The organism is Streptomyces sp. NPDC001401, from assembly GCF_042895385.1.
Taxonomy (GTDB): Bacteria; Actinomycetota; Actinomycetes; order Streptomycetales; family Streptomycetaceae; genus Streptomyces.
This window is the reverse complement of the sequence record NZ_JBIAWI010000021.1, coordinates 120,394-139,874: the sequence shown is the minus strand read 5'-3', so window position 1 is coordinate 139,874 and position 19,481 is coordinate 120,394. Positions and strand designations below refer to the sequence as shown.

At 70.5% G+C, this 19,481-nt stretch carries 19 protein-coding genes and 3 pseudogenes; 14 read left to right on the top strand and 8 right to left on the bottom strand.

The window, feature by feature from the left end:
- The first annotated feature begins 55 nt into the window (after positions 1–55).
- On the top strand, positions 56–961 hold the full coding sequence (locus ACFY10_RS45750) for a Gfo/Idh/MocA family protein (RefSeq protein WP_390671303.1): 906 nt from the start codon (positions 56–58) through the stop codon (positions 959–961).
- Here the strand turns inward: ACFY10_RS45750 and lnt are convergent.
- The gene (gene lnt / locus ACFY10_RS45745) at positions 885–2,483 is read right to left on the bottom strand and encodes an apolipoprotein N-acyltransferase (protein ID WP_390671302.1); all 1,599 of its coding nucleotides are present in this window, start codon (positions 2,481–2,483) and stop codon (positions 885–887) included. The two genes, ACFY10_RS45750 and lnt, sit on opposite strands and share 77 nt — an antisense overlap.
- Positions 2,484–2,555: 72 nt before the next feature.
- The gene (locus ACFY10_RS45740; protein WP_390671301.1) at positions 2,556–3,041 is read right to left on the bottom strand and encodes a nuclear transport factor 2 family protein; all 486 of its coding nucleotides are present in this window, start codon (positions 3,039–3,041) and stop codon (positions 2,556–2,558) included.
- A gap of 16 nt (positions 3,042–3,057) precedes the next feature.
- Between ACFY10_RS45740 and ACFY10_RS45735 the strand changes: the two are divergent.
- From ACFY10_RS45735 to ACFY10_RS45720, 4 genes and pseudogenes are all read left to right on the top strand, one after another.
- Positions 3,058–3,297: pseudogene (locus tag ACFY10_RS45735) on the top strand (DUF4291 family protein); the annotation flags it as partial.
- 397 nt (positions 3,298–3,694) lie between these two features.
- The gene (locus ACFY10_RS45730) at positions 3,695–4,960 is read left to right on the top strand and encodes an MFS transporter (protein ID WP_390671300.1); all 1,266 of its coding nucleotides are present in this window, start codon (positions 3,695–3,697) and stop codon (positions 4,958–4,960) included.
- A 24-nt stretch (positions 4,961–4,984) separates the two neighbouring features.
- Positions 4,985–5,665, top strand: a complete 681-nt coding sequence (locus ACFY10_RS45725; RefSeq protein WP_390671299.1) for a hypothetical protein — start codon at positions 4,985–4,987, stop codon at positions 5,663–5,665.
- A gap of 7 nt (positions 5,666–5,672) precedes the next feature.
- Positions 5,673–6,140, top strand: a pseudogene (locus ACFY10_RS45720) (DUF4291 domain-containing protein); the annotation flags it as partial.
- A gap of 8 nt (positions 6,141–6,148) precedes the next feature.
- Here ACFY10_RS45720 and ACFY10_RS45715 read toward each other — a convergent pair.
- Entirely contained in the window at positions 6,149–6,610 is a 462-nt protein-coding gene (locus ACFY10_RS45715; protein WP_390671298.1) for a hypothetical protein, read from the bottom strand.
- Between the two features lie 12 nt (positions 6,611–6,622).
- A complete protein-coding gene (locus tag ACFY10_RS45710; protein ID WP_390671297.1) occupies positions 6,623–8,362 on the bottom strand; it encodes a hypothetical protein in 1,740 nt (579 codons plus the stop codon).
- Between the two features lie 318 nt (positions 8,363–8,680).
- Between ACFY10_RS45710 and ACFY10_RS45705 the strand changes: the two genes are divergently transcribed.
- On the top strand, positions 8,681–9,661 hold the full coding sequence (locus ACFY10_RS45705) for an LLM class flavin-dependent oxidoreductase (RefSeq protein WP_390671296.1): 981 nt from the start codon (positions 8,681–8,683) through the stop codon (positions 9,659–9,661).
- Between the two features lie 92 nt (positions 9,662–9,753).
- Positions 9,754–9,873, top strand: a pseudogene (locus ACFY10_RS45700) (alpha/beta fold hydrolase); the annotation flags it as partial.
- 38 nt (positions 9,874–9,911) lie between these two features.
- Here the strand turns inward: ACFY10_RS45700 and ACFY10_RS45695 are convergent.
- Positions 9,912–10,091, bottom strand: coding sequence for a hypothetical protein (locus ACFY10_RS45695; RefSeq protein WP_390671295.1), 180 nt, complete (start codon positions 10,089–10,091; stop codon positions 9,912–9,914).
- A gap of 160 nt (positions 10,092–10,251) precedes the next feature.
- Positions 10,252–11,127: an undecaprenyl-diphosphate phosphatase gene (locus ACFY10_RS45690; RefSeq protein ID WP_390671294.1), complete on the bottom strand. Its 876-nt coding sequence runs from the start codon at positions 11,125–11,127 to the stop codon at positions 10,252–10,254.
- A gap of 314 nt (positions 11,128–11,441) precedes the next feature.
- On the opposite strand from ACFY10_RS45690, the gene ACFY10_RS45685 reads away from it, so the two are divergent.
- The 4 genes from ACFY10_RS45685 (at position 11,442) to ACFY10_RS45670 (ending at position 14,600) form a co-directional block, all read left to right on the top strand.
- Positions 11,442–12,617: a Gfo/Idh/MocA family protein gene (locus ACFY10_RS45685; protein ID WP_390671293.1), complete on the top strand. Its 1,176-nt coding sequence runs from the start codon at positions 11,442–11,444 to the stop codon at positions 12,615–12,617.
- On the top strand, positions 12,614–13,540 hold the full coding sequence (locus ACFY10_RS45680; protein ID WP_390671292.1) for a PmoA family protein: 927 nt from the start codon (positions 12,614–12,616) through the stop codon (positions 13,538–13,540). The genes ACFY10_RS45685 and ACFY10_RS45680 overlap by 4 nt, the downstream gene beginning before the upstream one ends.
- On the top strand, positions 13,534–14,253 hold the full coding sequence (locus ACFY10_RS45675) for a cupin domain-containing protein (protein WP_390671291.1): 720 nt from the start codon (positions 13,534–13,536) through the stop codon (positions 14,251–14,253). Before ACFY10_RS45680 ends, ACFY10_RS45675 begins: the two co-directional genes overlap by 7 nt.
- Positions 14,254–14,324: 71 nt before the next feature.
- The gene (locus tag ACFY10_RS45670; protein ID WP_390671290.1) at positions 14,325–14,600 is read left to right on the top strand and encodes a YciI family protein; all 276 of its coding nucleotides are present in this window, start codon (positions 14,325–14,327) and stop codon (positions 14,598–14,600) included.
- 21 nt (positions 14,601–14,621) lie between these two features.
- On the opposite strand, the gene ACFY10_RS45665 is transcribed toward ACFY10_RS45670, so the two are convergent.
- Entirely contained in the window at positions 14,622–15,092 is a 471-nt protein-coding gene (locus tag ACFY10_RS45665; RefSeq protein WP_390671289.1) for a winged helix-turn-helix transcriptional regulator, read from the bottom strand.
- 107 nt (positions 15,093–15,199) lie between these two features.
- Between ACFY10_RS45665 and ACFY10_RS45660 the strand changes: the two genes are divergently transcribed.
- Complete coding sequence (locus tag ACFY10_RS45660) at positions 15,200–16,369, top strand: thiolase family protein (protein WP_390671288.1); 1,170 nt, start codon at positions 15,200–15,202, stop codon at positions 16,367–16,369.
- 7 nt (positions 16,370–16,376) lie between these two features.
- Here the strand turns inward: ACFY10_RS45660 and ACFY10_RS45655 are convergent, their stop codons facing one another.
- Positions 16,377–17,150, bottom strand: coding sequence for a TVP38/TMEM64 family protein (locus tag ACFY10_RS45655; RefSeq protein WP_390671287.1), 774 nt, complete (start codon positions 17,148–17,150; stop codon positions 16,377–16,379).
- A gap of 49 nt (positions 17,151–17,199) precedes the next feature.
- On the opposite strand from ACFY10_RS45655, the gene ACFY10_RS45650 reads away from it, so the two are divergent.
- Both ACFY10_RS45650 and tuf read left to right on the top strand, forming a co-directional pair.
- On the top strand, positions 17,200–17,922 hold the full coding sequence (locus ACFY10_RS45650; RefSeq protein ID WP_390671286.1) for a DNA alkylation repair protein: 723 nt from the start codon (positions 17,200–17,202) through the stop codon (positions 17,920–17,922).
- A gap of 287 nt (positions 17,923–18,209) precedes the next feature.
- Positions 18,210–19,379 (top strand): elongation factor Tu, encoded by a 1,170-nt coding sequence (tuf, locus tag ACFY10_RS45645; RefSeq protein WP_390671285.1) that lies wholly within the window; start codon positions 18,210–18,212, stop codon positions 19,377–19,379.
- Positions 19,380–19,481 lie beyond the last annotated feature (102 nt).

Genomic DNA, 19,481 nt, shown 5'->3' with positions numbered 1-19,481 from the left:
CAGCCGTATGCTTCCGGCAGAACCCCGGCAGGCAACCGCTAGAGGAGACCACCCCGTGAAGGTCGGCTGCATCGGACTCGGCGACATCGCGCAGAAGGCCTACCTTCCGGTGCTCGGTGGCCTCCCCGGGATCGAACTGCACCTGCACACGCGCACGCCCGCGACCCTCGACCGGGTCGGCGACGGCCTCCACCTCCCGGCGGACCACCGGCACGCCACCCTGGGCGCGTTGCTCGCCCAGGACCTCGACGCCGCCTTCGTGCACGCACCCACCATCGCGCACCCGGAGATCGTGACCCGGCTGCTGGAGGCGGACGTGCCGACCTACGTCGACAAGCCCCTCGCCTACGAACTCGCCGACTCCGAGCGACTGGTGGCACTCGCCGAGGAGCGCGACGTCTCGCTCGCGGTCGGCTTCAACCGGCGCTACGCCCCCGGGTACACGCAGTGCGCCGAGCACCCGCGTGAGCTGATCCTCATGCAGAAGAACCGCATCGGGCTGCCGGAGGAACCCCGCTCGATGATCCTCGACGACTTCATCCATGTCGTGGACACGCTGCGCTTCCTGGTGCCGGGTCCCGTCGACGACGTGACGGTACGCGCGCGCGTGGAAGGTGGTTTGCTGCACCATGTCGTGCTGCAGCTGGCCGGGGACGGGTTCACCGCGCTGGGCGTGATGAACCGGCTCAGCGGTTCTGCGGAGGAGATCCTCGAGGTGTCCGGGCAGGACACCAAGCGGCAGGTGCTCAACCTCGCCGAGGTGATCGACCACAAGGGCCAGCCGACCGTGCGGCGGCGCGGCGACTGGGTGCCGGTGGCCCGGCAGCGCGGCATCGAACAGGCGGTGCTCGCCTTCCTCGACGCCGTACGCGCGGGCAAGGTGCTCAGCGCCCGGGACGCACTGGCGACTCACGAACTGTGCGAGCGGGTGGTACGTGCGGTTCAGGACCGGGCCGCCTGAGCCGGACCGCCCGTATCCCCTCGGCGGTGCACCACACGGCGAGGATCAGCAGGGCGGCGTGTACGGGCCAGTCGCCGTAGCGGACGTACGGGGTGGTGCCGTGGGTCAGTGGTATGTCATATACCACTGCGGTGCTGGAGCCCGTGCCGAGCCAGGAGCCCAGGCGCTGCCCGCTCGCCCCGTACACGGCCGACACCCCCGTCAGCGTCGCGTGCACCATCGGCCGTCCGGTCTCCGCGGCGCGCAGTGCGGCGAGTGAGGCGTGCTGCTCGGGCGCCCAGCTCTGCTGGAACGTCGACGTCGCCGACTGCGCTATCAGCACCTCGGCGCCGTCCTGGACGAGATGGCGGCTCATGTCGGGGAACGCCGACTCGAAGCAGACCATCGGTCCGACACGCAGCCCGTGCCCCACGTTCATCACGACCTGCTCCGAGCCGCGCCTGCGGTCCTCGCCGGCCGCCTTGCCGACGGAGGTCGCCCAGCCCAGCACCGAGCGGAAGGGGACGTACTCGCCGAAGGGCACGAGCCGCATCTTGTCGTAGCGGTCGCCGGTCAGCCCGGCGGGGCCGACGAGCACCGAGCTCTTGTAGATGCCGGGCTTGTCGGAGCGTCGGGCATCCACGTTGACCAGGATGTCGGACCCTGTCTCGCGCGAGAGGGCCGCGATCCGTTTCGCGAGGTCGGGCCGTTGGCCGAGGTCGAAACCGACGCTGCTCTCGCCCCACACGATCAGGTTCAGGTGCTGTCCGGCGAGCTGCCGGGTGAGCTGTTCCTCGCGGTCGAAGCGCTTGTCGGCGCTGCCGACGCCGTCGATGACGCCCGGCTGCACGACGGCGATCCGCACCCGGCCGTCGACGTCGGGACGCGGCGACCACACCCAGGCCGCCGAGGTCGCGGCGGCGGCCGCGACCAGGCCCGCCACGGCCGGAACCCAGACCGCAGTGGTATGTGACATACCACTGACCCAAGGCACCACCAGCACGGCGACGGCGACATTGACGACCACCACCAGGAAGCTGAGCAGCCACACCCCACCGACCGAGGCGAGCCGCAGCGCGGGCTCCACCTGCCACTGGCTGGAGCCGAGCATGCCCCACGGGCCGCCCAGCCCCTGCCAGGAACGGACAAGCTCGACCATCAGCCAGGCCGACGGCAGCACGACGAGGGCGGCCAGGCCGCGCCCCGGCCCGGGCACCCCGCCGAGGAAACGCCGCACCAGCCAGCCCCACGGTGCCCACAGCGCGCCCAGCAGCGCGGCGATGAGGAAGATGAACACGTGCAGGCTCGGCAGCAGCCAGTGGTGCACGGCCACCATGTAGCCGAACCCGCCGCACCAGCCGTCGTAGGCCGCCCGTTTACCGGTGGGCGCGGAGCGGACCAACACGATCCAGGGGACCAGGGCGACGTAGGCGAACCACCACAGCGACGGGGCGGGGAACGCCAACACGGGCAGGGCGCCCGCCAGCGCGGCCATGACCGAGCGCCGCCACGGGGAGGCGAGCCAGTGACCGAAGGTCTTCATCCGGCGCCTCCCTCCCCGGCGAGTGCCTCCAGTGTGCGTGGTTTTGGAGATCGTGGACAGAGGGCCCCTGGATCACTCGGCCGCGGGAGCCACTTGCGGCTCGGGAAGGCGCCGCCACTTCTCCTCCACGACGACCTCGCGCAGCCGCCAGCCGTCGTGCGTCCGCAGCAACCCGAAGGCGTACCGGCCGCCGCACACGAAGTCGGGAGCGGCTGATCCTCCGCCGTCCGCCGCGAAACGCATCGGATTGACGTAGTCCGCCCGCACGCGTGCGGTGTCGCCGGTGTCCTGCTCCAGGATCCCGAACCGCACCCGGCGGTTGACGATCAGATGCTGCCGCATCGGAAAGAGCAGCATGCTCTCCGCAAGCCAGGCGGCGACCTGCCCCGCACCCCCTTCGATGCCGCCGGCCGAGCGGTAGTCCGCGCGCCCGTCGGGCGTGAACAGCCCTCGGTATGCCTTCCAGTCACCGTCGTCCACGGCCGCCGCGTAGTCGGTGACCACTTCGTCGACGGCCAGCCGGTCCATCACGGTCGCGAGCTCCACACGCTGCGTCATCGGCTCAGTGTTGGGCATGGGACGTGCCGGGCCAAGAGGGTGCGGTGATATTCGGTGGTCCGTGGGCACCGCCACCCGCCACCCTGTCCCTGTGAACGATCAATCGGTCCAGCAAGAACCCAGGTTCCGCGTCCGCGCCCGCCATACGGAGTCGACGGTCACCGTCTACCAGGCCTACCGGCCCGGAATCGGCGGCCCCGCGGCCCGTACCGGCCGTTTCCCGTCCTCGTGGAAGCGCGACCGCATGACCTGGGTCATCAAGGAGCGTTTACAGCCCCTTCCGGGGCCCGTTCCGTCGAGGCCAACAGGTGGCCGCCGTCGGCCGCTTCCTGACGTGGCAGGCACAAACCCGCCCCTCCGGCAGCCGCGCCCGTTCGGCCCCATTGCCCCGCGGGGGCGGGGTGAGCGGGGCGGACCGGTGATCCGACACTCTTCACAACGTCCGGAGAGCGACTGCTTGTTCCCTTTTCAGATGTGACATTTCGCCAGGTCAGCGGGCCTTTCGCGGCAGGCGGGACCCGGTGCATAGTCCCCGGGCGGTCAAGAGGCTCGCAGGAAGGGGATCCGGCACCTTGAGAACTGACAGGACGTCCGACCACACGCTGGACGACAACTTGCCGCAAGCACCGGGGCGACCTCGGGAGTCGGGGCTGGTGACGCGTGGGCTACTGCCCGAGCGCGGACCGCGGCGGACACTGGCGCTGGCGACGTTCATCAACATGATCGGCAGCGGTCTCTTCATGATCGGCGCCGCATTGTTCTTCACCCGCTCGGTCGGGCTGTCGGTGACGCAGGTCGGTCTGGGCATGGGGGTGGCGGCCCTGGTGGGCCTGACAGCAGGTGTACCTGCGGGGCGGGTGGCCGACCTGCGGGGGCCGCGGGAGACGTACCTGGCCGTCCAGTGCATGCAAGCCGTGGCCATGGCGGCGCTGGTGCTGGTGCATTCGTTCGGCATGTTCGTGCTGATCATTTCCTTCACCCAGCTCGCGTCCTCGGCCGGTGCCGCAGCCCGGGGCCCGCTGACGCGCGGCTTGGCGGGAACGAATCCGACGAAGTACCGGTCCTATCTGCGGGCTGTGGCCAATCTGGCCGGAGCGTGTGGCGGGGTCTTGGCTGGCGTGGTGGTGCAGATGGACACCCGAGGCGCGTACGTGATTCTGGTGCTGGCCAATGCCCTCAGCTTCCTGCTCTGCGCGGCCGTGGTGACCCGGCTACCGCATCTGCCACCGGTGCGTGAGCGGGATTCCGCCTCCGACTCCGCCTCGGGGGAGTCCTCTCCGGGCCGTTGGCATGTGCTGAAGGACCGCCCCTACTTGGTGGTCACTGTGCTGGACTCGATTCTGTCGCTTCAGGGACATGTTCTGGTATTCGCGCTGCCGCTGTGGATCGTCGGGCACAGCGCAGCACCCCACTGGCTGGTCGGGGCGTGCGCGGTGGTCAACACGCTGATGGTGGTGGCGTTCCAGGTGCGGGCAAGCCGAGGGGTCGTCGACAACGCCTCGGCGGGGCGAGTCGCGGTCCGTTCCGGGGTGGCATTCCTGCTCGGCATGGCGGCAATATCGGTCGCCGCGGGGGTGCCAGGATGGCTCGCCACCGTAATGATCATCGCCGGTGTCGTCGTGCACACGATCGGTGAGCTGTGGCACGCGGCGGCCTCATTCGAGCTCAGCTTCGGGCTGGCGCCCGCTCATGCCCAGGGCCAGTACTCCGGGCTGAACGCCACCGGAACCGGCGTGGCGAGCTCCCTGGCTCCGTCAATTCTGGGCTTGTTCTGCATCACCTGGGGTGTTCCCGGCTGGCTGGCGCTGGGCGGCGTCTTCGTGCTGGCGGGACTGACGATGCCGTATGCGGTCCGGTGGGCCGAACGGGCACGTACAGCAGCAGCCGGAGAGAGCCGTTTCGCGGCGGGACTGCGCTGATCGGCACCAAGTAGCGTCGCTCGCGTGGACTTTCATCTCAATCATGCGCCCGAGGGGCTGACAAAGCGGGCCCGATATTTTGTCCTCGCTCACGGCATCAAGGTCGACGTCCCGCGGGTGAGCCGGCTCAGGGAGCAATGGCTTGCGCTCGGGATTCCTACCGCGGAGATCGACCGGGTGACGGCGTATCAGGAGCTTTGGGGCGGTCTCGTCCTGCCTCCCGCTCCCCACTACGACGGAGGACCCAAGTACCTGGACACCGACGTTCCGGAAGGTTCACCGACTGAAGGGTGGTGGTTCGAAGCCGGGCCCCAGCGGACAGCGGTTCCCTACTCGTTCACGATCGGACCCGGGGGTGAGTTCGGCATACATGGCGATCGATGGACGCCTCTGCACCAGACCGTCGAAGGTTGGGTGGAGTCCCTCGCGCTGGCTCACCATGCATCGATGTGGGCGAAGCAGATCACCAGGGTCACCGGCGATGACTTCGACGCACTCGCCCTGGACACGCTCGAGCCGGTGAAAGAGGTGAGAGGGCTGGCGGACACCTGGTGGCGGGGAAGCGACTCGATGGTGGCCGTGTACGCGGGCGAGGCCGAGTGCCTGTCGGCTCCCCAATGCCGCACCGCGTTGCTCTACTCCGGCCTCAGCGAGTGGGGGTTGTACGGCGGCGTCAAGGACGGGAGCAGTCGGAAAGGTCTGTGAGCACGGCTTGACATGGATCAAGCCGTCCTTCCTGTGGATGATGTACCGCTGCGGCTGGGGCACCAAGGAGGGCCAGGAGACCGTCCTCGCCGTGGAGATCAGCCGCGAGGGCTTCGACTGGGCACTGCGCAACTCCTGCCTGTCGCATTACGTCCCCGCCCTGCACGCCGACGAGGCAGCCTGGAAGCGGCAGTTGAGGCAGTCGCCCGCACGCGTCCAGTGGGACCCGGAGCGCGACCTGCACCTCAACCCGCTGCCGCACCGCTCCCTGCAGCTCGGGCTCGGGGGCGAGGCGGCGACCCGCTATGCCGACGAGTGGATCGTCGGCATCGAGGACGTGACGCCACTGGCCTCGGAGATCCATGCGCTGGTGCGGGCGGGGGACTTGGAGCGGGCGGCGCGGCGGTTGCCCGAGGAGCGGGCCTATCCGCTGGACGAGGATGCACTGGCTCGCCTGCGAACTCCCGCCGCCTGACGCCGAGTTCAGGACACGGCGGACGTCAGGTAGGTCAGGTACACCCCTCCCTCGCAGGCGGGCATCTTCCGCAGGGTCCAGCGGCCTTCGACGGTCCCGGAGGAGAAGTTCGACTCGGCGTCGTCCGCCTCCACCTCGCCCTCCTCCAGGGCATATCCGGCTTCGGGGAGCTGCTTCTGCAGAAACGCGAGGGCGGTCTCGAAGCCGCCCCGCACGACCGTGGCGACGACGAGCCGGCCGCCGGTGCGGTGCTCCACCGAGGTCACGACCGCGCCGTCGGGGACGGGAAGAGTCTTGGGGAAGTCCTTGGGGAGCGGCATTGAGGCGGCGGTGGGACACACGCCGACCGCCGACGGTGCCGCGGCCGCGGCCGAGGGCCCGGCGTGCTTCGCCGCCGCCGAACATCCGGTGCCGGCCGCAAGGCCCAGGAGGGCGAGGGTCAGGATCGCTGGACGGAACAAGGGTTTCATCAACCGACCTCCTCAGGACTTCTTGTGCTTGCCGCCGACCACGGCGTCGTACGCGCCGTACAGCGTGTTGCCGGAGGACTGGCGGGCGATGGAGGCGAGCGCGTCGTAGTTCTGCGCCCCGCCGGTGGCACAGCTGCCGGTGCAGCCGTCGGCGTAGGCGGCGAGCACGCGGCCCCGGGAATCGATGGTGACGTCGTTGAAGTCCAGGAGATTGCGGTCCTTCCCGCAGGTGGTGCCGCCCGTGCAGATCGATCCCTTCTGCACCGGGTCGGTGGGGGTGGCGTCGACGGTGATCCAGGACTGGCCGCCGTCGTAGGTGGTGGACACGTACAGGTGCCAGACGCCCTTGAAGCTGTCCGTGTCCTGGTAGTTGCCGCCGGTGGTGGTGCCCAGGAAGGCGAAGGCGGCGCGGTTGTCGTCGCCCGCGGTCACGGCCGGGAAGACGATGTTCTTGATGCCGAGGGCCGAGCCGACGTTCTGGTCGTACAGCCACGTCCTGCCCTTGTCGTGGCTGACCGCGATACGCGCCGCGCCGTCGCTGTTCTGGTAGCCCATGTAGACGGTTCCGCCGGCCCCGGTCCCCACGCTCGGGTCGGAGTCACCGGGGGTGCTGGAGGGGTTCTCGCGGACGGTCCACGTCAGCCCGTCGTCCTCGGAGACGGCCACGGCCTGATGGCCGCCGCAACCCTTGTTGGGCACGTACACCGTGCCGTCCGGGGCGACCTTCACATGCCCGTGCAGGCCGCCGCAGTCCAGCAGTGAGTACATCGGAACCGCGGGCCCGTACGTCAGGCCGCCGTCCCGGCTGACCGCGCAGGAGGCGTCGGCGATGTCCTGGGAGCAGTAGTAGACGGCGTCGGGGTACGACGTGACGGTTCCCGGCCCGCCTGCGGCGAAGGGGCCGCCGCCGATGGTCTGATGGTCGACACCGGAGTTGATGCCGGAGCCGGCCGTCGGCGTCCAGGTCTTGCCGTCGTCGTCGGTGTAGCAGGTCAGGGCGGTCTTGCCGGCGAGCTGTGACTCGAAGGTGCGGTGCGTGGCCGGGTCGGTGAACAGGATCGGGTCGAGGCTGGTGGTGCTGCCCTGGGGACAGCCGTTTGCTGCGTTCGCGCTCCTGTCCTGCCAGGTGGCGAGCCCCGAGCTGTCGTAGGTGACCTTGAGCGTCGAGGTGTACGCCTGGAACATCGCGGCGCCGCTCGCTCGGTCGACGCCTATGGAGGGCTCACCGGCGTTGTGCGCGTCCGGGATGCCGTCGGGTGCCGAGGAGTTCGCGTACGTCGGCGGCACGGCGGTACTCGGCGGCGGATCCACCGGGTTGTCGACCAGGCTGGCGGTCGCGGTGAAGCTGTCGCCGAGCGGGGCGTACGGCACGACGCGCACGGTGTACGACGCCGTCACCGCCGGAAGCAGCACGGTCTCGGGGTCGCTGGTGGAGGCCGCGGCGGCCACCTCACGGCCGTCCGGGCCGAGGACGTACAGGTCGAAGTCGGCTGCGGAGTCAGGCCACTTGACGGCTATGCGCAGGCTGTGACCGGCGTCGTAGCCGACCGGCACCGACACCTTCAGGGCGTAGTCGTCGCAGAGCTGGGGACTTGTGCAGCTCACCGTCCCGGTGGTGCCGGAGACGTTCGGGACGGCGAAGGGGCCGGCGCTCCACGTGGTCGTGGGCGCGGTGTCGCTGACCGATCCGGACGGCGGAGTGGCGGCGTCGGCCGGCGCACTCGGCAGGGTTCCGGCGACGAGCGCCAGCAACCCGACGACGACACGTCCCTGCGATCGCGGGTGGCGGTGAAGGCGGAGTGCAGACAGGAGAGCCACAGGTACCTCGTGTGTTCGCGAATCGGACGGAGGGCGGTGGTGCGTGGCGGTGCGGAAGTGTCTTCGACTGCTCTACGGGGAGGCAGGCGGCGTCCGTCGCGAGAAACCGAACGTACTTGTAGGGCAGCTGAGATGCGGTCCGGATCCGGTCCGGTCTCCGGAGCGGGGCAGCGCCCCATGGCTGGCACAGCGGCCGATCTGCCTTGCAGCCAGCGGTAGTTGGCGCTGTCGAGCAATTCCTATACTGACCAAATGATCACGATTCCGGTCAGCGCGCTCGAAGTGGCCATGGTCCAGTCGGGCGCCCGCGCCGCAGACACGTTGCGAGACACCACCGAGTTCGCCCGTCGCATCGAAGACCTCGGTTACCTGCGGCTCTGGTACGCCGAGCACCACCATTCCCCGGCCATCGGAGCGTTCCCGCCCGTTGTCCTGACGGCGCACGCGGCCGCGCTGACGTCGTCCATACGCCTCGGGTCCGGGGGCGTTCTCGCCCCGAATCACGCCCCGATCATGCTGGCGGAGCAGTTCGGCACGCTGGCCGCACTGCACTCGGGCCGGATCGACCTGGGCATCGGCCGTGGCCCGGGCACCTTCGACGAGCCGACGGCCCGGGCCCTGCGGCGCGGGGCCGGGCCGACGACGGACGACGAGTACCGGGACGACGTGTCGTCGACCCTGCGCTTCCTGGTGGATGAGGTCGCGCTCGGCCCGCTCCCGGAGCCGTGGCTGCTGGCGTCGAGTACGGCCGGTGCGGCGCTTGCCGCGGAACTCGGACTGCCGATCGCCTTCGCCCATCACATTCGCCCGGACAACACCCTCGCCGCACTCGATCACTACCGCGAGCATTTCTCCCCCTCCCGCTGGTGCGCGCGCCCCCGCGTGCTGGTCTGCGTGGAAACGGTGTGTGCCGAGACGCAGCAGGAGGCGGCCCGGCTCGCGGGCCCGATGGACGTGGTCAAGGCCGGCCTCCTCAAGGGGCGGGGCGACATCCCGTTCCCCACTCCCGAACAGGCCGCCGCTCACTCGTTCACCGCGGACGAAGAGCGGGCTCTGACCGGCTTCCGCGCCGCGCAGGCCCACGGCTCGCCCGACATCGTCGCGAAGCAGTTGGCGGCCCTGGTGGACATGACCCGCGCGGACGAACTCATGCTGGTGACGCCCGTCTACGCGCTGGCCGACCGCCTGCGGTCGTACGAACTCGTCAAACAGCACGCAGCCGCGGCCGGGTGAGGCAGGAACACTGCCGCCGCACGGTCGTCAACGAGCCGTGCTGCCCTGGAAGATCCGGTCCAGGTGGTGGTGCAGGACTTCGGCGGCCGCCTCCGGACCTGGTGCCGGGCGCCCGGGCCGAGATCGTCTCAAGCACCGGTCACGGCCCGCAGATCGACCATGCGGACGAGGTCAACCGCCGGATGCTGGACTTCATGGATGACGTCGGCTGACATCTGCGTCTGCATCTGCGCGCGCAGCAACAGGCCTTTCAGGCCGCCTCGATGACGCTGCTCTGGATCGCGGCCGCCCACTCGACCACCAACAGCTCGTACTCCGCGCGCTCCTGCGCCGACAGGGAACCGCCCGCACGCATCCACAGCGCACGGATCTGCTCGTTCACCTCGGCAGCAGACCGCACGGAACCAGGGGTCATGGAATCGGGGGACATGCGCACAAGCCTAGGGGCAAGCACTGACACTGCGCTACCGGACGGCTACCCATCCCATATGCGATTGGTCACGGATTTTCGCGGGCTGCACGGAGCTGCAACTTCCGTATCGCGGCGGAGTGTTGAGGGTGCGTAGTCCCGCCGGAGCGTCAGGCGCTGGTCAGCCCGCGGACTCCGCTGCGTGCGGGCTCAGTGTGCCCGCCGTGACCAGGGCGATGATGACGATGCCCAGCGCGATGCGATACCAGACGAATGGCATGAAGCTCTTGGTTGAAATGAACTTCATGAACCACGCGATTACGGCGTACCCGGACGCGAAGGCGATCACCGTCGCGAACAGCGTCGGACCCCAGGAGACATGGTCGCTCTCCAGCGCGTCCTTGGTCTCGAACAGGCCGGACGCCAGCACGGCGGGGATGGCGAGGAGGAAGGAGTAGCGGGCCGCGGCCTCGCGCTTGTAGCCCATGAACAGGCCGCCGCTGATGGTGGCCCCGGAGCGCGAGACGCCGGGGATGAGGGCTGCCGACTGGCACAGGCCGTAGACGAGGCCGTCCTTCACGCCCAGGTTCTCGAGGGTCTTGCGCTGCTTGGGCGCCCGGTGCCGGCCGCCCGTCTCGTCGCGCGCCGCGAGCCGATCGGCGATGCCGATGACCACACCGATGACGATGAGCATCGTCGCGGTGATCCGCAGATCGCGGAACGGCCCCTCGATCTGGTCCTTGAACAGCAGCCCGAGCACGCCGATCGGTATCGAGCCGACGATCACCAGCCAGCCCATCTGCGCGTCGTGGTTCCGGCGCATCTCCTTGTTCGCCAGCGAGCGCGCCCAGGCCGAGATGATCCGCCCGATGTCCTTGCGGAAGTAGATCAGCACGGCGGCCTCCGTGCCGATCTGCGTGATCGCCGTGAAGGCCGCGCCGGGGTCCTTCCAGCCCGAGAAGGCGGCGGTCAGCCGCAGGTGCGCGCTGGAGGAGACGGGGAGGAACTCGGTCAGCCCCTGGACGAGTCCGAGGACGAGGGATTCAAACCAAGACATGAAGTTACGGAGTCCAAGTGCTGATCGCGGAAGGGGGCGCCGGACACACCGTGCCGGGGCGCACTGCGCCGGACGTGGTGATCGCGTTGCAGCGTAGCGCCCCGGGGTGACCGGCCCGCCTCGGGGGTTTCGCAGGCCGGCCCGCGGATCCGGCCGTCCGCATGGCAACCCGATGGTTGACCTTGTGCGGGGGCGGAGCTTACGTTTCAGCAGAGGAGAAAGCGCTTGCTGGCCGAGGTCGGCAGAGGCTGGTGTTCGAGCCGGTGTTCCTCCTCGTCGGCTCGTCGTACCCCGGAGGAGTGCTGATCAGGTCCATGTCCACGCCCGAGACCCACCCCGGGACGTCCCGGCCCCCCGCCGCCCCGCTCGCCGGCCGGCGCATTAGGGCCGCTGTCATCGGCACCGGCGCCATCGGGCGGGGCTCGCACCTGCCCGCGCTGGCCAGGCTCGCCGAGGAGGGCGAGACGGAGGTCGTCGCCGCCGTCGACATCGATGCCACGGCGGTCGAGGAGTTCTGCCGGGCGGGCGGGGTCCCGCACGCGTACACCGATCTGGACCGGATGCTCCGCGAGCAGCGGCCCGACCTGGTCACCATCTGCACCCCGCCGACGCTGCACCGCGAGCAGACCATCGCCGCGCTGCGCGCCGGGGCGTGGGTGTGGTGCGAGAAGCCGCCGGTGCCGACGCTCGCCGACTACGACGCGGTGGAGGCCGAGGAGGGCAAGGACGGCGGCCCGTACGCGTCGATCGTCTTCCAGCACCGCTTCGGCTCCGGCTCCCGGCACGTACGGCGGCTGCTCGCCGAGCAGGCCATGGGCCGGCCGCTGGTCGCGCACTGCCAGACCACTTGGTACCGCGACACCGCCTACTACGCCGTGCCCTGGCGCGGCCGCTGGGCGACCGAGGGCGGCGGCCCCGCCATGGGCCACGGCATCCACCAGATGGACCTCCTGCTGGACCTGCTCGGCCCGTGGAGCGAGGTGCGCGCCATGGCCGGGCGCCTGGTGCACGACGTGGAGACCGAGGACGTCTCCACCGCCCTGGTGCGCTTCGAGAGCGGCGCCATGGCGACCATCGTCAACAGTGTTCTGAGCCCCGACGAGGTCAGCCGTATCCGCATCGACTGCGAGCGCGCCACCGTCGAACTCACCCACCTCTACGGCCACAGCAACGCCAACTGGCGCATCACCCCGGCCCCCGATGTGTCCGGCGACGAGGCCGCCACCTGGCAGGACTTCGGCGCGGACGTGCCCAGCTCGCACCTGGAACAGCTTCGGGAGCTGGTCGCGAGCATGCGCGCGGGGGAGCGACCGCGCAGCAGCGGCGCCGACGGGCGCACCAGCCTGGAGCTGATCGCCGCGATCTACAAGGCGGCGTTCACGGACACCACGGTGAAGGCCGGCGAGATCGGTCCCGGCGACCCCTTCTACACGGCGATGCACGGGGGAGCCCCCGGGTGGGCACCCGCTGCGGTGGAGGTGTCCGCATGACCGGCCTGCGCCTCGTCCACGCCCACGGCGACCGCATCACCATCACCGAACCTGCCACCGGCGTCGAGCTGTTGAGCTATGTCTACGCCCCGGAGGCGGCCTGGGAGTCCCCCAAGCCGTACATCCACCCCCTGCGCACCCTGGCGGGCGACGTCGTCACCGACTACCGGCCCAACGACCACCGCTGGCACAAGGGCCTGCAGCTGACGGCCTCGCACCTGTCGGGTGCGAATCTGTGGGGCGGCAACTCCTACGTCCACGGCGAGGGCTACCTCGAACTGCCGGAGCGCGTCGGCTCGATGGCGCACGTCGCCTTCGACGAGGTCGCCGCACACGCCGAGCGCGTGGTCATCGCCGAACGGCTGACCTGGCACCCGTACAGCGGGGAGCTGTGGGCCGACGAGGAGCGCCGTATCGAGATCCACGACGTCGACCCGGAGTCCGGCTCCTGGGCGCTGACCTGGTCCAGTGCCGTCACCAACCGCCGCGACGAGCCGCTGTCCTTCGGCAGCCCGACCACCGCGGGACGCGAACTGGCGGGCTACACCGGCCTGTTCTGGCGCGGCCCGCGCGCCTTCCGCGACGGCCGGATCATCGGCCCCGACGCCGAGGGCCCCGGCCTGATGGGCGAGCAGTCGCCCTGGCTCGCCTACTCCGCCGAACACGACGGCACCGACGGCCACGCCACGCTCGTCTTCGCCCACGCCCCCGAGAACGACCACCTGGGCGCGCGGGGCACCCACCCCGCCCACTGGTTCGTACGCAACGAGCCGTTCGCCGCCGTCGCCCCCTCCTGGGCGTTCTACGACGAACTGGAACTCGCGCCCGGCGACACCCTCACCCGCCGCTACCGGATCGTGGTGGCCGACGGGTCGTGGGAGCGTGAGGAGATCGCGAAGTACCTGGAGGCGCATCCGTGGTGAGCACAGGGGAGTTCACGGGACTGCCGGGCGGTGTCGCCGTCTCGCACCTGTCCGTCTACGACTGGCCGGCCCCCGACGGCGTCTGCGGCGGAACTCCCCATATGCACCTGACCTGTTCGGAGGCGTATGTCGTCACCGGCGGCCGGGGTGCGGTGCAGACCCTCACGACGTCCGGGTACGAGGTCACGCCCCTCGTACCCGGCACGGTCGCCTGGTTCACACCGGGCACCATCCACCGCCTGGTCAACGAGGACGACCTGCGCATCACGGTGCTGATGCAGAACAGCGGCCTGCCGGAGGCGGGCGACGCGGTCCTGACGCTGCCGCCGCAGTACCTGACCGACCCGGAGACGTACGCCGCCGCGACCAGGATCCCCACGGACGCGCCGCGGGAGGAGCAGGAGCGGTTCGCCCGCACCCGCCGGGACCTCGCCCTGGAGGGCTACCGGGCCCTGCGCGACGCGGACGGCCCCGAGCCGCTGGCCGCCTTCCACCGCGCCGCCGCGGCACTGGTACGCCCCCGGCTCGCCGACTGGCGCGAGCGCTGGCGGCGGGGCGCGGAGGCGGCCGCAGCTGCGACGGGGGAGCAGCTGGACCGCCTCGAAAAGGGCGACGTCGGCCATCTCGCGGATGCCGCCGTACGGGCCGAACTGCCTTCGGAATACGGGAAGTTCGGGATGTGCGGCAGGCTGGACGTCTACCGGGCGACCTGACCGGGGGCGCCCTGATCACGACGGCGGGTAGCCTGGAGACATCGGCTGGGCCCAGCGCACCGGGAGGCCCGATGAAGTACGTCGTGTTCTACGAGTCGGCCGACGACCTGGCCGCGAAGGCGCCCGCCCACTTCGCCGCGCACGCCGCCCGCTACAAGGAGTACGTCGAGCGCGGCGAGCTACTGATGATCGGCCCGTTCGCGAACCCCCAGGAAGAGGGTTCGATGGCCGTCTTCACCACCCGCGCGGCGGCCGAGGACTTTGTCGCCGGCGACCCGTTCGTGCTGCACGGAGTGGTGAAGTCCTGGCGCATCCAGGAGTGGAACGAGGCCCTCGTCCCGTCCTGAGCTGCACGTCGCCCGTGGGGCCTACGCCGCCGTGGGTCCCGCCACCGTCCACCCTGCCGCCTGCGGGTGGGCCGTCAGGTCCTCGTGGCGCACCTCCTCGCCGCAGGCCCGGCAGGTGACGACCGGGACCAGTTCGTTGCCGCAGATGTGCTCGACCACCATGGGGAGGTCGACCCCATTGCGGAGATGTCGGTCGCCCCACTCCTTGAGGGTCATCAGGACCGGCTCCAGTTCGAGCCCCGCCTGGGTGGGCCGGTACTCGAAGCGCTGCGGCCGCTCGCTGTAGGCGCGCTTCGTCAGGATCCCGGCGTCCACGAGGCGGCGCAGGCGGGTGGCCAGGACGTCGCGCGGGGCGCCGATGTTGCGCACGAGCTGGTCGAAGCGGCTGTTGCCCAGGCATACCTCCCGCAGGACGAGCAGGGAGTACTTCTCGCCCACGAGGGTCAGGGCGTCGGCGATGGAACAGGGGCGCGGGTCTTTGGTGGCGGCCATGACGCCCAGTTTAGAGGAGGGTTTGTTTTTCCAACCTTCCGAGTTATGGTGAGTTTGGATTTCCTACTCACCGGTAGTCCCCGCCAATTCGTCGTGGAGGCCCGCACATGCGTGACGCAGTCATCGTCGAAGCCGTACGCACCCCGATCGGCAAGGGCAAGCCGGGCGGCTCCCTCGCGCACATCCACCCCGTCGAGCTCCTCGCCCACACCCTGCGCACCCTCGTCGACCGCTCCGGCGTCGACCCGGCGCTGATCGACGACGTCATCGGCGGCACCGTCGACCAGGTCGGCGAGCAGGCCATGAACACCACCCGCTACGCCGTCCTGTCGGCCGGCTTCCCGGAGACCGTTCCGGCGACGACCGTGGACCGCCAGTGCGGCTCCTCCCAGCAGGCCGTGCACTTCGCCGCCCAGGGCGTCATCTCGGGCGCCTACGACCTCGTCGTCGCCTGCGGCGTCGAGTCGATGAGCCGGGTGCCGATGTGGTCGAACGTGCCGCCCGGCAAGGACCCCTTCGGCCCCGGCGTCGCCGAGCGCTACCCGGAGGGCCTGGTCCCGCAGGGCATCAGCGCCGAACTCATCGCCGCCAAGTGGTCGATCACGCGCGACCAGATGGACGCCTTCGCGGTCTCCTCGCACCACAAGGCCGCCGACGCCTGGGACAAAGGGCTCTTCGACGCCGAGGTCGCCCCCCTGGACGGCGTCACGCGCGACGAGTGCATACGGCCGGGAAGCACCCCCGAGATCCTCGCCGGCCTCCGGCCCGCCTACCACGACCCGGCCTTCGCCGAGCGCTTCCCGCAGATCGAGTGGAACGTCACCGCGGGCAACGCGAGCCCCATCAACGACGGCGCCTCCGCCGTGCTGATCACCTCCAGCGAGACCGCGGCCCGCCTCGGCCTGCGCCCGCTCGCCCGGCTGCACAGCTTCGCCGTCACCGGCTCCGACCCGCTCCTGATGCTCACCGGCGTCATACCGGCGACCGAGAAGGTGCTGCGCAGCGCGCACCTGACCCTCGACGACATCGACCTGTTCGAGGTCAACGAGGCGTTCTCCAGCGTCGTCCTGGCCTGGCAGCAGGAGACCGGGACCGACCTCGCAAAGGTCAACGTGCACGGCGGCGCAATAGCCATTGGCCATCCGCTGGGCGCGAGCGGCACCCGCCTGACGACCACCCTCGTGCATGCCATGCGCGCGCGTGGAGCGCGTTACGCCCTGCAGACGATGTGCGAGGCGGGCGGACTGGCCAACGCGATGGTCCTGGAAAGCGTCTAGCCGGCGGTCAATGCCCCCGCAGGTGGTGCCGCTTGCGCCAGGCCACCACCGCGGCCACCAGAGCCGGTACGGCGATACAGGCCATGGCGATCAGGAAGGCGGGGGACGTCGGCGCGGAGGCGCGGGCGCCGGCGACGGCGTACGCGGCGGTGTTCGGGATCGACCCGAGCGCCGTCGCGAGCACGAAGGGCACCCAGCCCATGCGGGAGACGGCGGCACAGTAGTTCGCAACCCAGAACGGCACGCCCGGGAAGAGCCGGGCCGCCATCATCGAACGGAACCCGTGCCGGCTGAGTTGCCCGTCCGCCGCCTTCAGCAGCCGGCCCCGCAGCAGCGGGCGCAGCGCGTCCTGACCGAGCATCCGGCCCAGTCCGAAGGCGATCCCGGCGCCGAGCACCGTGCCCGCCAGGGCCGTGCCGGTGCCGAGCTGGGAGCCGAAGACCGCGCCCGCCGCCAGGTTCAGCAGCGGCCGCGGCACGAACGCCACGGAGCACAGCCCGTACGCCGACGCGAACACCACGGCCGCCGCGGCCCCGCCGAGCTGCGGCGGCCAGCCGTGCGCCAGCAGCCGCTGCGGCTGGAAGAGCAGCACGGCAGTCGCGGCGGCCGCGAGCAGGACGACGAGCAGGGACAGCCGTGACCACGGCGAGAGCAGCACGCGCGCGAAGCGCGCGCCCAGGCCCGGTTGTGCCGGTACGGGTACGGCGACGGCGAGCTCCGTGGCGGCGGCCGGGGGAGAGGCCGTGGCGGTGCCCCCAGAGCGGGTGGTGGCATCGAGCATCCGGTGACACTAACCGACAAATGTGTGTGATCGCCGTATGGTTCGTCCCATGAGCGTCACAGGTGAGGTCACCACGCATGTGCCGTTCAGCACACTCGCCGACACCGTGCTGGAGCGGCTCACCGCCACGTACGCCGCCGCGGCCGACCCGGAGCGCGCCGTGTCCATGCGCGCGTACATGAAGGACGTGGCCCCCTTCCTGGGCCTCACCACGCCCGTGCGCCGGGCCCTGTCCCGCACCGTCGTCGAGGGGCTGCCCCGCCCCGACGAGGACGACTGCACGGCGATCGCCCTGCGCTGCTGGCAGTTGCCAGAACGCGAGTACCAGTACTTCGCCGGCGACTATCTGCGCCGCCACGCGCGCGTGTGCTCCTCCGGGTTCCTGCCGGTGGCCCGGCACCTCGTCGCCACCGTCTCCTGGTGGGACACCGTCGACGCGCTCGCCGCGCATGTCGTGGGTGCGCTGGTCGCGGCCGACCCGAAGCTGACGGCGGACATGGACCTCTGGATCGCGGACGAAGACCTGTGGATCGCCCGCACCGCCCTGCTGCACCAACTGCGCTACAAGGAACGCACCGACACCGAACGCCTCTTCGCCTACTGCCTGCGCCAGTCCGGGCACCCCGACTTCTTCATCCGCAAGGCCATCGGCTGGTGCCTGCGCGAGTATGCCAAGACCGACCCGGAGGCCGTACGGACGTTCCTGGCACGGGAGCGCGGGCGGTTCGCGCCGCTGTCGGTCCGGGAGGCGCTGAAGAACATCGGGGCCTGAACCGCCGTAGCGCGAGAGGGCCGTAGCGCGAAAAGGGCGTGGCGCGGAAAACCATTCGACGCCGGGCAAAGCGTCGGCAATGATCGGCGTCATGTTCCGGTACGCCTTCCACCTCGCAGCATCCGCGGTCGCGGATGCCCCGAAGGCTGCCGTTCCCACTCTCGTCGCCGCAGTCGACGGCGCCCGAAGCTGACCCTCTCCGGATCGTCCGGCGGACCCCGCAGGGGGAGGGTCGGCGAGTCCTTGGGGTCCCCATCTCTCCTACGAAGAGGCTTCGAGGTATCGCCATGCCCAAGACGGCATACGTGCGCACCAAACCGCATCTGAACATCGGCACCATGGGCCACGTCGACCACGGCAAGACCACCCTGACCGCCGCCATCACCAAGGTGCTGGCCGAGCGCGGCACCGGCACGTTCGTGCCGTTCGACCGCATCGACCGCGCCCCGGAGGAGGCCGCCCGCGGCATCACCATCAACATCGCGCACGTCGAGTACGAGACCGACACCCGCCACTACGCGCACGTGGACATGCCGGGCCACGCCGACTACGTCAAGAACATGGTCACCGGCGCCGCGCAGCTCGACGGGGCGATCCTCGTCGTCTCCGCGCTCGACGGGATCATGCCGCAGACCGCCGAACACGTCCTGCTCGCCCGGCAGGTGGGCGTCGACCACATCGTCGTCGCCCTCAACAAGGCCGACGCGGGCGACGAGGAGCTCACCGACCTGGTCGAGCTGGAGGTCCGCGAACTGCTCACCGCGCAGGGCTACGGCGGCGACGCCGTGCCCGTCGTGCGGGTCTCGGGGCTGAAGGCCCTGGAGGGCGACCCGCGCTGGACGGCGTCCATCGAGGCGCTGCTCGACGCCGTGGACACGTATGTGCCCATGCCCGAGCGGTACTTGGACGCGCCGTTCCTGATGCCCGTCGAGAACGTCCTCACCATCACCGGCCGCGGGACGGTGGTGACGGGCGCGGTCGAGCGCGGTGTCGTCCGCGTGGGCGACCGGGTCGAAGTGCTCGGCGCCGGTGTCGAGTCCGTCGTCACCGGCCTGGAGACCTTCGGCAAGCCCATGGAGGAGGCACAGGCCGGCGACAACGTGGCGCTGCTGCTGCGCGGTGTCCCGCGGGACGCGGTCCGGCGCGGACACGTCGTGGCGGCGCCCGGCAGCGTGGCGCCGAGCCGCCGCTTCTCCGCGCGGGTGTACGTCCTGTCGACGCGCGAGGGCGGACGTACGACCCCGGTGTCGACCGGCTACCGGCCGCAGTTCTACATCCGCACCGCGGACGTGGTCGGCGACGTCGACCTCGGCGAGACGGCCCTCGCCGGGCCCGGCGACACCGTGACCATGACGGTCGAGCTCGGCCGCGACGTGCCCCTGGAGCCGGGGCTCGGCTTCGCGATCCGCGAGGGCGGCCGCACGGTCGGCGCGGGCACGGTGACGTCGGTCGGCTGAACACGCGCGGCGCCCGCCTCTTCGGTGGCGGGCGCCACGCGTCCCGCTGTCCGGGCCCGATTGTCAGTGCCGTGCGCAAGACTTGATCGCGCACGGAGTCGT

Excerpts from the sequence above, each read along its gene's own strand:
- ACFY10_RS45680 (WP_390671292.1), top strand. The coding sequence starts at position 12,614 with ATGACCGGCCTGCGCCTCGTCCACGCCCACGGCGACCGCATCACCATC.
- ACFY10_RS45695 (WP_390671295.1), bottom strand. The coding sequence starts at position 10,091 with ATGTCCCCCGATTCCATGACCCCTGGTTCCGTGCGGTCTGCTGCCGAG.
- ACFY10_RS45660 (WP_390671288.1), top strand. The coding sequence starts at position 15,200 with ATGCGTGACGCAGTCATCGTCGAAGCCGTACGCACCCCGATCGGCAAG.
- ACFY10_RS45670 (WP_390671290.1), top strand. The coding sequence starts at position 14,325 with ATGAAGTACGTCGTGTTCTACGAGTCGGCCGACGACCTGGCCGCGAAG.
- ACFY10_RS45690 (WP_390671294.1), bottom strand. The coding sequence starts at position 11,127 with ATGTCTTGGTTTGAATCCCTCGTCCTCGGACTCGTCCAGGGGCTGACC.
- tuf (WP_390671285.1), top strand. The coding sequence starts at position 18,210 with ATGCCCAAGACGGCATACGTGCGCACCAAACCGCATCTGAACATCGGC.
- ACFY10_RS45705 (WP_390671296.1), top strand. The coding sequence starts at position 8,681 with ATGATCACGATTCCGGTCAGCGCGCTCGAAGTGGCCATGGTCCAGTCG.
- ACFY10_RS45665 (WP_390671289.1), bottom strand. The coding sequence starts at position 15,092 with ATGGCCGCCACCAAAGACCCGCGCCCCTGTTCCATCGCCGACGCCCTG.
- lnt (WP_390671302.1), bottom strand. The coding sequence starts at position 2,483 with ATGAAGACCTTCGGTCACTGGCTCGCCTCCCCGTGGCGGCGCTCGGTC.
- ACFY10_RS45715 (WP_390671298.1), bottom strand. The coding sequence starts at position 6,610 with ATGAAACCCTTGTTCCGTCCAGCGATCCTGACCCTCGCCCTCCTGGGC.
- ACFY10_RS45655 (WP_390671287.1), bottom strand. The coding sequence starts at position 17,150 with ATGCTCGATGCCACCACCCGCTCTGGGGGCACCGCCACGGCCTCTCCC.
- ACFY10_RS45685 (WP_390671293.1), top strand. The coding sequence starts at position 11,442 with ATGTCCACGCCCGAGACCCACCCCGGGACGTCCCGGCCCCCCGCCGCC.
- ACFY10_RS45650 (WP_390671286.1), top strand. The coding sequence starts at position 17,200 with ATGAGCGTCACAGGTGAGGTCACCACGCATGTGCCGTTCAGCACACTC.
- ACFY10_RS45740 (WP_390671301.1), bottom strand. The coding sequence starts at position 3,041 with ATGACGCAGCGTGTGGAGCTCGCGACCGTGATGGACCGGCTGGCCGTC.